Below are 14,527 nucleotides of genomic sequence, written 5' to 3'. Positions count from 1 at the left end.
CTTGACGCTTAGGCGAGTGCCGCTATCTTCTCGCGCTGTGCCGCCAGTGCCGCTTGAGCGCGCTGGTTATCCGCGATTTTCTCGCGCTCTTTCGCAACGACATCAGCCGGTGCGCGCGCCACGAAAGACTCATTACTGAGTTTGGCTTCAACGCGGGCGACTTCCTGCGCTAGTCGGGCGATCTCTTTGTCTAGACGCGCGATTTCCGAGGCCACATCAATCAGCCCGGCCAGGGGCACGCCCAATGTCATGTTACCGACGAGTGCGGTCGATACGGGTGGCAGCTCGGCTTCGCTGGCAATCACGCTAATGCTTTCGAGGCGACCCACGAAGCGCAGTAGCGCGGCTTGGCGGTTGAGGCGGGCGGCGTCTTCCGTTGAGGCGTTGGTGACCAGCAGCGGTAGCGGTTTACCCGGTGAGATGCCGAGTTCGCCACGGATGTTGCGCAATCCGGCAATGACCTGTTGAATCCACGCCACTTCGGTCGCCGCGTCGGCATCTACCCGTGACAGATCAGGCTCGGGGAAGCGCGCCAGCATGAGGAATTCGCCCTCGACGCCGGCGAGCGGCTTCACGCGCTGCCAGATCTCTTCGGTAATGAATGGCATCAGCGGATGCGTAATGCGCAAGATAGTTTCGAGCACGCGCACCAAGGTGCGGCGAGTCGCGCGCTGCTCATCGGCACTGGCCGTTGTGCCTTCAGCCAGCACCGGCTTGGTCAGCTCCAAATACCAGTCGCAATACTCGTTCCAGACAAAGTCGTAGATGGTTTGAGCGACGTGGTCGAAACGGTATTCCTGCATCGACGCAATGACGGCGGCCTCTGTTTCTTGAAGGCGAGAGATGATCCAGCGGTCGGCTACCGAGCGGGCCAAGGGCAGCGATTCATCGAGCCCTACATCCTGACCCTCGGTCTGCGACAGCACATAGCGCGTCGCGTTCCAGAGCTTATTGCAGAAGTTGCGATAGCCTTCGACACGGTTCATGTCGAACTTGATGTCGCGGCCGGTCGAGGCCAGCGCGCAGTTGGTGAAGCGCAGGGCGTCGGTGCCGAAGGCGCGGATGCCTTCCGGGAACTCCTTGCGCGTGGCCTTCTCGATCTTCTCGGCCATCTTAGGCTGCATGAGGCCGGTGGTGCGCTTGGCCACGAGGTCATCGAGCGAGATGCCGTCGATGATGTCGAGCGGGTCGAGCACGTTGCCCTTGGACTTGGACATCTTCTGGCCTTCGCCGTCGCGCACCAGGCCATGCACGTAGACGGTCTTGAACGGCACCTGCGGCGTGCCGTCCTCGTCCTTGATGAAATGCATGGTCATCATGATCATGCGCGCGACCCAGAAGAAGATGATGTCGAAGCCGGTGACCAGCACGTTGGTCGGGTGGAAGGTGCTCAGGTCCGGCGTCTTGTCCGGCCAGCCGAGCGTGGAGAAGGTCCACAGCGCCGAGCTGAACCAGGTGTCGAGCACGTCGTCATCCTGGCGCAGCGCGACGTCGGCGGCGAGGCCGTGCTTGGCGCGCACTTCCGCTTCATCGCGACCGACATAGACGCGACCTTCGTTGTCGTACCAGGCCGGAATGCGATGGCCCCACCAGAGTTGTCGCGAGATGCACCAATCCTGAATGTCGCGCATCCAGGCGTAGTACATGTTCTGGTACTGCTCGGGCACGAACTTGATGCGGCCGTCCTCGACGGCTTCCAGCGCGGGTTTGGCAAGCACGGAGGCCTTCACGTACCACTGGTCTGTCAGCCAAGGTTCGACGACCACGCCGGAGCGGTCGCCGGTTGGTACCTTGAGCGCGTGCGGCTTGATTTCTTCTAGCCAGCCCTCGGCCTCGGCCAGTGCCACAATCTGCTTGCGCGCCACGAAACGGTCGAGGCCAGCGAAAGCAGCTGGGCTGGTCTCTGCAGGTAGCGGCGCGAACGTGCCGCCGGCCATGACTTCGAAGGTCGCCAGGATGGCAGCATCGCGGTCGAGCACATTGATCAGCGGCAGGTCGTGACGCTTGCCCACTTCATAGTCGTTGAAGTCATGCGCCGGCGTGATTTTCACGCAGCCGGTGCCGAAGTCCTTGTCCACATAAGTGTCGGCGATGATCGGAATCAGGCGGCCGGTGACCGGCAAGCGGATCATCTCGCCGATCAGGTGTGTGTAGCGCTCGTCGTCCGGATGCACCGCGACGGCACTGTCACCGAGCATCGTTTCCGGACGCGTGGTGGCGACCACGAGATGGCCATTCCCCGACGCCAGCGGATAGCGGAAATGCCACATCGAGCCGGTTTTTTCTTCCGACAGCACTTCCAGATCGGAGATCGCCGTGTGCAGCTTCGGATCCCAGTTCACCAGACGCTTGCCGCGATAGATCAGGCCATCCTCGTGCAGACGCACGAAGGCCTCCTGCACGGCCTTGGACAGACCCGCGTCCATGGTGAAGCGCTCACGCGACCAGTCCACCGATGAGCCGAGGCGACGGATCTGGCGGGTGATGGTGCCGCCGGACTCCTCCTTCCATTCCCAGACCTTGTCCAGGAACTTGTCGCGGCCGAGGTCATGGCGGCTGACACCGTTGGCGGCGAGCTGGCGCTCGACCACCATCTGCGTGGCGATGCCGGCGTGGTCGGTGCCCGGCTGCCAGAGCGTGTTGTGGCCGCGCATGCGGTGGAAGCGCACGAGGGCATCCATGATCGCGTTGTTGAAGCCGTGGCCCATGTGCAGCGAGCCGGTGACATTGGGCGGCGGGATCATGATGCAGTAAGGCGTGCCGGTGCCCGATGGCTTAAAGCAGCCTTCGGCTTCCCAGCGTTCGGCCCAGCGGCGTTCGATATCGGCGGGGTTAAAAGTCGGTTCCATCATGATCTCGCAAAAAACTAGTCGGCTACCCCGGCATGCACAGCGGTGTAGCGTGGAAAACGCCGATTATAGCGGGGCGCTGGCGTTGCGTGTGGCGCCAGCGCGCCAAACTTGCAGAAGTGCAACCGGATACATCACCACGCCAAAGGCACAGAGCGCCGCCATGACCGTCTCAGCAACGGTGAGTTGGCTGGCCACCAGCGTGGCGGCGGTGAGGTTGCGAATAACGACCATGCTGTTTAGGCCTTTATGCGGTGCTGTGGCTTGATGGCTGACCAGCCCCAGCAAAATTGCCAGCCCTGCAGCAGCAGCAGCGATTTGGGGTTGATCGGGCAGGCGCGGCAGTTCACGCCAGGCAATCAGCACAATCAGCACTAAGACTGAGAGTGAGGCCATGCGCTCAAGATTGGCTGCCAGACTGGGAGAGACGGGGTGACGTTGAAACCACGCCAGCCCGAGTTGGAAGGGCAGCCATTGCGCCAAAATCAGTGAGGCTAAAACCACAAAGGCGCTGATGGAGGCCTCATGGCCTCCCAGTAAGACCAGCGTGGCTAATGGCAGGGTCACCATCGCGATGGCGGCGCTGGCCACCATGAGTGCCACGACGCTACTCGAGGCCGTGCCGGTCTTACGCGCAAGGGCGGCGCCTGAGGTGCCGCAGCCCGACAAGAGGCAAATGAGCAAACCTAAGCTAGCCAAATGGTCGATGAATGCAAGGAATTGCAGCAGCAGAATGAACGACGTGGGCAGGGCGTAGGCCCAAAACACGTGCCGTAGCGTCAGTAATTCACGAAACGGCAGGCGGGCCTCACCCGCAGCACGCGCGCTCAATGCAAGCATGACCAACCAAGCACTGAGTGGCGACAACACGGCGAGCCAGTTCATCTCAACTTTTCAACTCATGAGCCTGAACGGCATAGCCTAAACGCTTGTATTCCTTCCAGTGCCCGCGTGCCTGCTCGCGCTCTTCACTGCTGCCGGCGACGATCTCGATCACACGCTGAAAATGTTCGAAACCGGCCGGAATGTCAGCGCTGAGATTGATCAGAATGTCGCGGCTGTCACTGGGCAGTGCCTCCCAGCCGATGCGTACCGGCGGTGGCGGCGTCGGGCCGTCACCGACCAAGTGATGCGGAATAAAGGCTTCGGCCTTGAAGGCCCAGAGCAGCTCATCCAGCGCTTCCGCTTCGGCACGACTGGCCGCCTGCAACAAGACCTTGCGATTCTGTTGCCAGGCTTTATCGACGAGCCGGCAGGCCGTGGTCAGGCGCGCCGACAAGGGCGCGTCCGCTGCGAGCACATAGAAGGTGATTTCCACGAGCGCCTCAGGCTGCCGCGCGGGCGCGCAGGAATTCCAGCAGCAACGGCACCGGGCGACCGGTCGAGCCCTTTTGCGCGCCGCTCAGCCAAGCCGTGCCGGCGATGTCGAGATGTGCCCAGGGATAGGCCTTAGTGAAACGTGCCAAATAGCAGGCTGCCGTGATGGAGCCGGCCGTGGGGCCGCCGATGTTGGCGATATCGGCAAAGGGCGAGTCCAGCAGTTCTTGGTAATCGTCCCAGACGGGCATGCGCCAGGCACGGTCATCGACACGCTGGCCGGCGGCGAGGAGTTCGTCAGCCAGCGCATCCTGAGTTGAAAACAGGCCGGAGGCGACCTTGCCGAGTGCGACCACACAGGCGCCAGTGAGGGTGGCAATATCAACCACGGCGGCAGGCTTGAAGCGCTCAACATAGGTCAGCGCATCACAGAGCACGAGGCGACCTTCCGCGTCCGTGTTGAGAATTTCCACGGTCTGGCCAGACATGGTTTTCACAATATCGCCAGGACGTGTGGCCGTGCCCGAGGGCATGTTTTCGGCACAGGCAATGACTCCGACCACATTGAGCTTGAGCTTGGCGAGCTTGACTGCCGCCATCACGCCAAGCACCGACGCAGCGCCACACATGTCGTACTTCATTTCGTCCATGCCAGCGCCCGGCTTTAGGCTGATGCCGCCGGTATCAAAGGTAATGCCTTTGCCGACCAGCACCACGGGGGCATCTTTGGCCTTGCCGCCGTTGTAGGTCATGGTCACCAGTTGGGCTTCGTGTGCGGAGCCGGCCGAGACGGAAAGCAGGCAATGCATGCCGAGCTTGTGCATTTCGGCCTCGCCCAACACATTGACGTCCACGCTGCCGTCATCTCCTAAGGCGCGCGCCATTTCAGCGAGATAGCCGGGGTAGGCTACGTTGGGCGGCTGGTTACCGAGGTCACGCGCAAAGTTTTGGCCGGTGCCGATGCACTGGCCCCAGACCAAGGCTTCCTTAGCGGCTTTTAAATCCGCTTTATCGGCAAAGGCCAATGTGAGCTTGGCCAGCAAGTCACCGGATGCTGGCTTTTTCGATTTATAAGTATCAAAACGGTAGCTCGCTTCCAGTGCAAAGCGTGCAAGGTCGCTAATACGGCTGGACAATGTGCTGCCAGTAACGGGCAGTTCCGCGAGCGTCGATAAGGCTTTACCCATTTTTCCTGGCAGCGCTTTTACGCTGGCTATCGCCACTTTGTGCCAGACCTGAATGGAAAGCTCACCACTTTCAGGCAGGTTGCCCGTGCCTACAATCAGTACTAAACCCGCTTTGATGCCGGGCAGGCTGTATAGGGCGAGTGTTTGACCGGCTTTGCCATCAAAATCTGCATGTGCCAGGGCGTTGGCGAGCGCACCTTCGGAGGCAATATCCAGTGCGGTAGCGCTGGCACTGAGGGATTTTCCAGAAACAGCCACAACCAACGCCGGGTGTTTATCTAAGGCAAGGGCGGCAGGGGCGACAGCAGCAACGGCGAGATCCATGAATTTCTCCAGACAAAATGCAGGGTTATGGCGGTAACATCATGTGGCAAGACAAAGCCGGATGGATGTTTGATAATCTCGCTCTAGTGTAATGGTCAGGACGGCTTTTGCCAGTGCGAAGCACGCGCCCTGATCGCTATTTTCAATGTGTCGTTTATTCAAGGACGCCTGTGTGATCATCCGTCGATACCTCGCCACACAAGTCTTGGCGACCAGCTTTGCGGTAGCCGGCTTGCTCACGGTGATCCTGATGAGCAGTCGCGTCATTCAGTTTTTCGAGAAGGCGGCAAATGGCAAAATTGCGGTGGATCTTCTCACCGCGGTGCTATGGTATCGCTTACCGGGGTTTCTCGAGCTCATTTTGCCTCTGGGTCTTTTCATTGGTCTGTTGCTGGCCCTAGGCCGACTCTATTTAGACAATGAAATTGCCGTACTCGCGGCGGCGGGGATCGGCCCTCAACACCTCATGCGCTGGCTGCTGCCTAGCACACTCTTTGTTGCAGGCCTAACCGCGTTGATGGCGCTTTGGTGGTCGCCCAGCGGGGTTGCCGAATCCAATCGTATTTACGCTGAGCAAGCCAACCGAAGCACCTTTGAATTGATTCAGCCCGGTCGCTTTCAGCGGGTTGGTGAACGCATGCTGTATGCCGATTTAAGCCCTGATCGCTCCGTTTTGCGCTCGGTGGTGTTGCTAGAGACGCGTGCGGAGAATGATCAAGCCACGGGAGAGCGACAGGTCATTGTTAGGGCACGCGAGGGGCGACGTGTGAACGATCCCGTTCTCGGTCCAGACACCGTCGAATTGCGCGATGGTGAGCGCTGGCTGCTGCGTGCTGGCAGCGCGGATTATCAACGAGTCGCCTTTGAGCGCTACCGCTTGCGTTTAAAGCAAACCGAAACGCAGGTGGTCAGTAAGGATTTATCAGCACTCTCTACACCAGCGCTTTGGCAGGTCCGCACCGGCTCGCCTATGGCGGCCGCAGAGTGGGGTTGGCGTACTTCCTTGGTCTTAATGGTGCCGATTATTGCTTTGTTGGCACTGCCCTTGGCAAAGGCCAATCCACGGCAAGGACGCTATCTCAAATTGTTGCCCGCTATCGTGTTGTATTTGAGCTATGTGGTGCTGCTGGCGGCTGTGAAAAACGGTGTTGAAAAAGAGTCATTACGGAGCAGTGCGTATTGGGCCGTGCATGGGCTCTATCTATTCTTAGCCTTGGTCATGTTGCATGGTAAGCCGCGTCGGAGTGCTGGCACATGAGTCGTTTGGGGCGATACGTCAGTTTAACGGTGCTGGCCAGTATGTTATTGGTTCAGGCCTTGCTGCTTGGGCTTGATCTGGTCTTTAGCTTTATTGGCGAGTTGGATAACGTTAAAGGCAGTTACGGCGCGTGGGATGCTTTCCGCTATACCCTGTATGTGATGCCGGGACACATTTATACGATTTTGCCAATGTCGGCGCTTATTGGTGCCTTGGTAGGACTAGGTTCACTGGCATCAAGTTCTGAGTTGACCGTGATGCGGGCCGCCGGGATTAGTATTTCGCGTATTGTGGCGTGGGTCATGGCCGGTGCGCTGAGCATCATTATCATGGGTCTGGCCTTGGGCGAGTTTGTCGTCCCACATACCGATCAGCGTGCAGAAACACTGAAAGCCCGTGCCCAGGGTCAAGACTATACGCCGGGTCGTATTAGTGGGTATTGGCAGCGCGAAGGGCAGGAGCTGATTAACATCCAACTCGTGACCCCAGAGGGTCAGCTGCTCGGTGTGAGTCGTTACCGATACAACAGCGAAGGCCTGTTGCAGGAAGCCAGTTTTGCCGCCACGGGAGAATACCTTGGCAGCAGTGGTTGGCGCTTAAGCGATCTGCGCGTTACCACCTTTTTGGCGGATGGTCGCAGCCAAATCTCAACACAGCCGCAGTTGCTTTGGCCGGTGCGTTTAACCCCTAATTTTCTGCGCGTTGCCGCGGCAGACCCTGAGCAACTGGGCTTAGCTGACCTTCGATTATATTCGCGGTATTTGCATAATCAGGGCTTAGACGCGGGAAACTACGAACTGCAATTCTGGAAAAAGGCACTGAGTCCGTTAGCCGTGTTTTCGATGGTGCTGATTGCTTGCTCGTTTATTTTTGGGCCTTTGCGTTCAGTAACCTTGGGTTTACGCATTATTACGGGTGTGCTGGTTGGCCTGGTTTTTCGATACACGCAGGATGCGGCCGGGTTTGCCAGCTTGCTCTTTCACGCCTCGCCATTCTGGGCCACGCTTTTGCCCATTGCGCTCTGCCTCAGCGCTGGCGCCTACGCTATTTACCGGGTGCGATGATGACCAGTTGGCAGCGATGGTCGGCGACCGATATTGGCAATCGCCGAGCCCAAAATGAAGATGCGTTAGTTTGTCGCGATTACGACGGGCTTTGGGCTGTCATCGACGGCATGGGCGGCATTAATGCCGGGAATGTTGCCAGTGCCGCCCTTGCACATGCCATTGAGCACATGGAGCTAAAGTCCTCTTTGCCGGATGCGGTCGATCAAATAGAAGATTTAGTACTGGCTGTGCACGATCAGCTGCATGACTTTGCCCAACAAGAAACACCTCGCCGTACACTGGGTTGTACCCTAGCTTTAATGCGGTTAACGCAAACATGGGGGTTGGTGGCTTGGGTGGGAGATGTGCGTCTGTATCGCTGGCGCGATCAGGCCCTGACCCGTCTCACGCAGGATCATCTGGACGCGAGCCATGAGCTTACGCGACTGATCGGCGATGGCCTGCTTTTGCCTGACTTCGCGGTGGTGCGGGTTCAAGCTGGCGATCGCTATTTGCTCGCCAGTGACGGACTGCATAACGAATTGAGCGATGCGCGTCTGGGCTATTGGTTAGCGCAGGAGCCAGAGTTGGCACAGCGAGAGTTGATAGCAGAAGCGTTAGCAGCCGGGGGGCGAGATAACCTCAGCTTGATCATTCTTGAGGTGGAAACGGATGCCATCAGCTCGAATCGGAGCCTGCAGCCATGAACCCGCGTGATGATTTATGTGAAGTGAATGCCGCGCTTCTGGAGTTAGTGCGCCTGCAATTAGCCGGTGAGCTGGATGCTGCAACGGCGTGGAGTACCCGCCGCGATATGCTCAGCTCTGTAGAGGCGGCTTGGCATGATTTGAGCCAGGATTTAACGCCAGAAGCGCTGGCCAGTCTGCAACCGGTGGTTGCGCCGGTGCGAATTAGTTGGCGTGAGCGCTGGCAAAATAGGCCCCAGTTGTCTTGGGACTTTAAATGGCCGTCTCTCAAGACGATCACATTCCCGACCTTGCCCGCGTTCAAGTTTCGCACCATGGCTCCTCAGCAGCTGATCTCACTGCTGGCGCAGCTACCGTGGTGGACACTGTTCTTGGGGTTGGCGCTCGTCACCTTCTACTACGTCAGTACACTCTAAGCGGCATCAGTGCTGCGACTTATCGCCAAAAAGCCCTAAAAATCGATACGGTTTGCGCTCGGGCGCGGGCACACGCAAGACAGCGGTCTGCGACAGTTGGTCGTGCATGCTGCGTCCCGCACCCACGCTGAAGGGCAGCAAGGCCCAGAGGTAATTGGCCGCAAAGCCGATGGCAACACTCCAGCTCAATGCTTTGGCATCTTGCGGGTTTAGCACCCACGAGGCGGTGGCGCTCAGAAATGGCAAGGCACAGGCCGCTAAAAAGCGCTGCAAGCTTCGCATCCACGTCAGGCGTTGGCCATTGAGGTCGCGTACTTCCAAGCGCCAGGTTTGCATGCCCAGCGTTTGCCCGCTGCGCGTCCAGCAATAACCGTAAAACAGGAAAATGGCGGCAAACGACAAGGGAAACATCAGCCCTTGGCGTATCGCCGGCGAGAGCAGGGTGGCGGTGCTGCCGGTCGCAGCTGCGGATGGGGTGAATAGCGCAATCACAATGACGTTAATCACCGCAACGAGGGCAACCAGCAAAAGGCTGTCGTAGACCAAGGCGATGAGTCGAACACCCACGCCGGCGCGAGGCAGTGTTTGAGTGATGGGTGCGGCTGGGGTACGTTTTTTGCGAGCAACTGTGCGACGAGACATGACTTCCGCTCAAGCATTAAGACAGCTGAATGGTAACGGAGTGCAAGGAAATTAGAGAGGTAACACGAGGTAAAAATTGGTGCCGAGAAAGGGAATCGAACCCTTACGATGTCTCCACCGGCGGATTTTGAGTCCGCTGCGTCTACCAGTTCCGCCATCTCGGCCCGAGAAGGTGCGCGGATTATAGCGATGCCATGCAGGTCGTCAAGCCCTGTTATACTGCGCACCCATTTTCTGGCTGAGCGCGGATGGTATGCAGCGCAGTGATTTTAATTTCGACTTGCCCGATGAGCTGATTGCGCGCTATCCCCTAGCCGAGCGCAGCGCGTCGCGTTTGCTTTGTCTGGAGGCGGCCACCGGCATTGTTGCGCATCGTGGTATGCGAGATTTGCCCACACTGCTAGCGCCCGGTGATTTGCTGGTGTTTAACCAGTCACGTGTGATGCCAGCGCGTTTGTTTGCCCGCAAAGCCAGTGGCGGGCAGGCAGAAATTCTTATTGAGCGGCTGCCGTCGCCGCAGGAAGCTTTGGCGCATGTGCGCGCCAGTAAGTCGCCTAAGCCCGGCAGTGAGTTGCTGTTGGCCGATGGTACGCGCGTCTGCATGCGCGAACGTGTTGGCGATCTGTTTCTGTTAGTGGCCAAAGAACCCTGGCAAGGCATTATGGCCCGTCTCGGTGAAATGCCGCTGCCGCCCTATTTTGGCCGGGCGGCCGAAGCCTCCGATTTAGAGCGTTACCAAACGGTCTATGCGCAAGAAGCCGGTTCGGTGGCGGCGCCAACAGCAGGGTTACATTTTGACGAGCCCTTGCTGGCTGCGCTGCGTGATCACAGCATTGAAATCGCCTTTGTCACCCTGCATGTGGGTGCGGGCACGTTTCAGCCCGTACGTGCCGACGATTTGCGTGACCATGTCATGCACGCCGAATGGCTTACCGTCAGCGCAGAGACCGTGGCTGCCGTGCAAGCGGCGAAAGCCCGGGGTGGTCGTGTCGTGGCCGTGGGGACAACGAGTGTGCGTGCCTTGGAATCGGCCGCATGGGCGGGGCAGGGCGTTGATCCTGATTCGTGGTCGTTAGCTGCTGGTTTTCCCGCCGGTAACGGGCGTTCCGTTGAAACGCTCAAGCCGTTTGCGGGAGATACCCGTATGTTTATCACGCCGGGCTATCCTTGGCAGCTGGTGGATGCGTTGGTGACCAATTTTCATTTGCCCGAGTCGACCTTGCTTATGCTGGTGTCGGCGCTGGCATCACGCGAAATGGTGCTGGCGGCGTATGCCGAAGCCATCGCTCAGCGTTATCGTTTTTTCAGTTATGGCGATGCTATGTTCATTTCCCGCGACCTCATCTCGCCTGAGCCCGCGGCTAGTGGCGTGAGTCAGCCTTCGGAGTCCTGATGCAATTCACCCTTAAAGCCACCGACGGCAAAGCGCGTCGCGGTGAACTCACGTTTGATCGCGGTACGGTGCAAACCCCGGCCTTTATGCCGGTGGGCACCTATGGCACGGTCAAGGGCATGTTGCCTCGAGATATTCACGCCATCGGTGCGGAAATTATTCTCGGCAACACCTTTCATTTGTGGCTGCGTCCCGGCACCGAGGTCATCAAGGCACACGGTGATCTGCATGATTTCACGCAGTGGCAGGGGCCTATTCTCACGGACTCCGGCGGCTTCCAAGTGTTCAGCTTGGGTAAGCTCCGCAAGATCACCGAAGAGGGCGTGAAGTTTCAGTCGCCGGTCGATGGCAGCAAGGTTTTCCTCAGTCCCGAAGAAAGCATGCGTATTCAGCGTGACCTAGGTTCGGACATCGTGATGATTTTCGATGAGTGCACGCCATATCCGGCCACGCATCAGGAAGCCGACAAGTCGCTGCAACTGTCGCTGCGTTGGGCGAAGCGTTCGAAAGAGGCCCATGGTGATAACCCCAATGCCCTCTTCGGGATTGTGCAAGGCGGCATGTACGAAGATTTGCGTTTGCAGTCGCTGGCGGGGTTAGAGGCGATTGGTTTCGACGGCTATGCCATCGGCGGACTGTCCGTGGGAGAACCCAAGGAAGACATGATTCGTATTTTGGATTTTTTGCCAGAGCATTTGCCTGCCGACAAACCGCGCTATGTGATGGGTGTCGGCAAGCCCGAAGATTTGGTCGAGGGTGTGCGCCGTGGCATCGACATGTTCGACTGCGTCATGCCCACCCGCAATGCGCGCAACGGCCACTATTTCGTCACCGACGGCGTGGTTCGCATTCGCAATAGTCAGTACAAAACCGACACCGGTCCGCTGGATCCGCACTGTGATTGCGAGGCCTGCACAGGCTTCACGCGTGCGTATCTCTATCACCTCGATAAATGTGGCGAGATGCTCGGTGCTCAGCTCGGCACCATTCACAATCTGCGCTATTACCAACGCCTCATGGCGGGTTTGCGCGACGCTATTGAAACCGGTAGATTGCAGGCCTTCGTGGATGATTTCTATGCCCGACGTGGCTTGCCCACGCCCCCGCTTAACCCTTAAAACTGGAGTGTTGTAATGAGTTTCCTGATTTCTGATGCCATGGCTGAAGGTGGCGCTGCTGTTGCTGGTCAACCGTCCATGACGGGCCAGCTGGTGATGCTGGTCGGTTTTGTGGTGATTTTCTACTTTTTGCTGTGGCGCCCACAGGCCAAGCGTCAAAAAGAAGCGCGCGCACTCATTGATAACCTGCAAAAGGGTGATGAAGTCGTGTTTGCCGGTGGCTTGTTGGGTCGCATCGTTAAACTTGAAGGCGACTTTGCCGTGATTGCATTGAATGACTCCTTAGAAGTCAAAGTGCAGAAAGCTTCCGTGGTTGCCAGCCTGCCAAAGGGTACGCTGAAGAGCCTCTGAGTGTTCCCGCGCCCGACCCCGTTGGGCGCTTTCTTTTTTTGTGTCTGCAGGTGTTCGCATGCGTTTCCCCGCCTGGAAATTTGCTCTGATCTTCGTCGTCATGATGGTCAGTACTATTTACGCCCTTCCTAACTTTTATCCTGATGAGCCCGCTTTGCAGGTTTCGGGTTCACAAGCCAGTGTGCCGGTGGATGCGGATTTACTTAAGCGAGCCGCCTTTGCTTTGGACGAGGCGAAAATCCCTCACCATGGTGATGAAGTGCAGGCCAAAGGCGTGCTGCTGCGCTTGAAAACGCCAGAACAGCAGGTCCAGGCGCAGGCGATCTTACGCCGTGCTTTGGGTGATAACTATGTGGTGGCGCTGAACTTGGCACCGACCACGCCCGCTTGGCTGAGCAGCATCGGCGGTAAGCCGATGAAGTTAGGTTTGGACTTACGGGGTGGCGTGCACTTCAAGCTGGAAGTGGACGTCAACAAAGCGCTTGAGCAGCGTCAAGAAGGCTATGTTGTCGATATTAAAAAGCTGTTGCGTGACAAACAGCTGAGCTATCGCACGGTTTCAGAGCTGCCTAATGGGGCGCTAGAGGTGCGCTTTGCCTCCGCTGCGGACCGTGATGAGGCGCTGGCCTTACTGCGCACGGATCTGCCTGATTTTCTGGGCACGGCAGTGGAAGGTGCTGAGGGGCCAACCCTGGCGCTGGATTTCACGCCAGCCAAACGTCGTGAAATCACTGACTATGCGATTGGTCAGAACTTAACCACGCTGCGAAATCGTATCAATGAGCTGGGTGTGGCGGAAGCCGTCGTGCAGCGTCAGGGCAGTAATCGCATCGTGGTGGAATTGCCTGGCTTGCAAGATACCGCTGAAGCGAAACGTATTCTGGGTCGTACAGCCAGTCTGGAGTTCCGCTTTACCAGCATGGATTCCGCAGAAGGCTTTACCACGCCACCCGGCACTGAGCGTTTCGAGCGCAGTCAGGGCGGCATGGTGTTGCTGGAGAAGCGTAAGATTGTGACGGGTGAGCGCGTCACCAATGCGCAGTCGAGTTTCGACGAGTTCTCCCAGCCCCAAGTCAATATTAATTTGGACACCCGCGGCGGACGCCTAATGGCAGATGCCACTCGCGACAACGTGGGTCGCCAGATGGCCGTATTGTTCGTGGAAAACAAGCAACGCGTGCGCTTTGATACGGATGCAGCCGGCAAAGTGACGGAAGTCCGTGAGCCGTATGTGGACAAACGCGTCATCAACGTGGCCACGGTTCAGTCGGTGCTCGGTTCGCAATTCCGTATTACCGGTTTGGATTCGCCGGCTGAAGGTCAAGAGCTCGCGCTGCTGTTACGTGCCGGCGCTTTGGCTGCGCCCATGTACTTTGTTGAGGAACGCACGGTAGGTCCTAGCCTAGGCCAAGACAACATCGACAAGGGCATGCTGTCCACGCAAGTCGGTTTCGCGTTGGTGGCTATATTCATGGCGATTTTTTACCGTGTCTTCGGCTTGGTGGCCAATGTGGCACTGTTTTTTAACGTCGCGGTGCTGATTGCGGTGATGAGTACTATTGGTGCTGCGCTGTCCTTGCCCGGTATTGCGGGCATTGTCCTCACAGTGGGTATGGCGGTGGACGCCAATGTGCTGATTTTTGAGCGTATTCGTGAAGAGGTTGCGCGTGGTCTGTCACCGCACTCGTCGATCGTGGCTGGTTACGATCGAGCCTACGGCACAATTTTGGATGCCAACTTAACCACGCTCATTGTCGCCGTCATCCTGTTTTCGATCGGTACCGGCCCCATTAAAGGCTTTGCCGTGACGTTGGCTATCGGCATTCTCACTTCGATGTTCACGGCGATTACGTTTACGCGTGGCCTCGTGCAATTAATTTATGGTGGCCGTCGCGTCACCCGCTTGAGTATTTGAGGAC

The 14,527-nt window shown here is 58.1% G+C and carries 13 protein-coding genes and 1 tRNA gene; 8 read left to right on the top strand and 6 right to left on the bottom strand.

The genetic code is table 11. The features are described 5' to 3' along the window. Positions 1–8: 8 nt before the first annotated feature. The 4 genes from AC14IB_RS01905 to AC14IB_RS01890 all read right to left on the bottom strand — a co-directional run bounded on the left by AC14IB_RS01905 (position 9) and on the right by AC14IB_RS01890 (position 5,677). Positions 9–2,849 (bottom strand): valine--tRNA ligase, encoded by a 2,841-nt coding sequence (locus AC14IB_RS01905; protein WP_484230322.1) that lies wholly within the window; start codon positions 2,847–2,849, stop codon positions 9–11. Between the two features lie 66 nt (positions 2,850–2,915). Further along, complete coding sequence (locus AC14IB_RS01900) at positions 2,916–3,734, bottom strand: hypothetical protein (RefSeq protein WP_484230303.1); 819 nt, start codon at positions 3,732–3,734, stop codon at positions 2,916–2,918. A gap of 1 nt (position 3,735) precedes the next feature. Then, positions 3,736–4,167 (bottom strand): DNA polymerase III subunit chi, encoded by a 432-nt coding sequence (locus AC14IB_RS01895; RefSeq protein ID WP_484230302.1) that lies wholly within the window; start codon positions 4,165–4,167, stop codon positions 3,736–3,738. A 7-nt stretch (positions 4,168–4,174) separates the two neighbouring features. Beyond that, positions 4,175–5,677 carry a leucyl aminopeptidase gene (locus tag AC14IB_RS01890; RefSeq protein WP_484230301.1) on the bottom strand — a complete coding sequence of 501 codons (1,503 nt, stop codon included), beginning with the start codon at positions 5,675–5,677 and terminating at the stop codon, positions 4,175–4,177. Between the two features lie 172 nt (positions 5,678–5,849). On the opposite strand from AC14IB_RS01890, the gene lptF reads away from it, so the two are divergent. From lptF to AC14IB_RS01870, 4 genes are read left to right on the top strand one after another with little or no spacing between them, the layout of a single operon-like run. Beyond that, the gene (lptF, locus tag AC14IB_RS01885; protein WP_484230300.1) at positions 5,850–6,935 is read left to right on the top strand and encodes an LPS export ABC transporter permease LptF; all 1,086 of its coding nucleotides are present in this window, start codon (positions 5,850–5,852) and stop codon (positions 6,933–6,935) included. Next, positions 6,932–7,999: an LPS export ABC transporter permease LptG gene (lptG, locus tag AC14IB_RS01880; protein WP_484230299.1), complete on the top strand. Its 1,068-nt coding sequence runs from the start codon at positions 6,932–6,934 to the stop codon at positions 7,997–7,999. The genes lptF and lptG overlap by 4 nt, the downstream gene beginning before the upstream one ends. Next, positions 7,999–8,688 carry a PP2C family protein-serine/threonine phosphatase gene (locus AC14IB_RS01875; protein ID WP_484230298.1) on the top strand — a complete coding sequence of 230 codons (690 nt, stop codon included), beginning with the start codon at positions 7,999–8,001 and terminating at the stop codon, positions 8,686–8,688. Before lptG ends, AC14IB_RS01875 begins: the two co-directional genes overlap by 1 nt. Further along, positions 8,685–9,104: a hypothetical protein gene (locus AC14IB_RS01870; protein ID WP_484230297.1), complete on the top strand. Its 420-nt coding sequence runs from the start codon at positions 8,685–8,687 to the stop codon at positions 9,102–9,104. Before AC14IB_RS01875 ends, AC14IB_RS01870 begins: the two co-directional genes overlap by 4 nt. Positions 9,105–9,110: 6 nt before the next feature. Here AC14IB_RS01870 and AC14IB_RS01865 read toward each other — a convergent pair whose 3' ends face one another. Both AC14IB_RS01865 and AC14IB_RS01860 read right to left on the bottom strand, forming a co-directional pair. Then, positions 9,111–9,746, bottom strand: coding sequence for an RDD family protein (locus tag AC14IB_RS01865; protein WP_484230296.1), 636 nt, complete (start codon positions 9,744–9,746; stop codon positions 9,111–9,113). Positions 9,747–9,823: 77 nt separating this feature from the next. Continuing rightward, a tRNA-Leu gene (locus AC14IB_RS01860) sits at positions 9,824–9,910 on the bottom strand. Positions 9,911–9,999: 89 nt separating this feature from the next. Between AC14IB_RS01860 and queA the strand changes: the two genes are divergently transcribed. Genes queA through secD form a run of 4 tightly spaced genes read left to right on the top strand, consistent with a single transcriptional unit; the run spans position 10,000 to position 14,523 of the window. Next, complete coding sequence (gene queA, locus AC14IB_RS01855) at positions 10,000–11,139, top strand: tRNA preQ1(34) S-adenosylmethionine ribosyltransferase-isomerase QueA (RefSeq protein WP_484230295.1); 1,140 nt, start codon at positions 10,000–10,002, stop codon at positions 11,137–11,139. Next, positions 11,139–12,257, top strand: coding sequence for a tRNA guanosine(34) transglycosylase Tgt (tgt, locus tag AC14IB_RS01850; protein ID WP_484230294.1), 1,119 nt, complete (start codon positions 11,139–11,141; stop codon positions 12,255–12,257). Before queA ends, tgt begins: the two co-directional genes overlap by 1 nt. Before the next feature lie 15 nt (positions 12,258–12,272). Beyond that, positions 12,273–12,608: a preprotein translocase subunit YajC gene (yajC, locus tag AC14IB_RS01845; protein ID WP_068858230.1), complete on the top strand. Its 336-nt coding sequence runs from the start codon at positions 12,273–12,275 to the stop codon at positions 12,606–12,608. A 58-nt stretch (positions 12,609–12,666) separates the two neighbouring features. Beyond that, positions 12,667–14,523, top strand: coding sequence for a protein translocase subunit SecD (gene secD, locus AC14IB_RS01840; protein ID WP_068858231.1), 1,857 nt, complete (start codon positions 12,667–12,669; stop codon positions 14,521–14,523). Positions 14,524–14,527 lie beyond the last annotated feature (4 nt).

This window comes from Perlucidibaca sp. (genome assembly GCF_057084925.1).
Note: the sequence above shows the minus strand (reverse complement) of the source record. Positions and strands in the feature narration are given on the sequence as shown.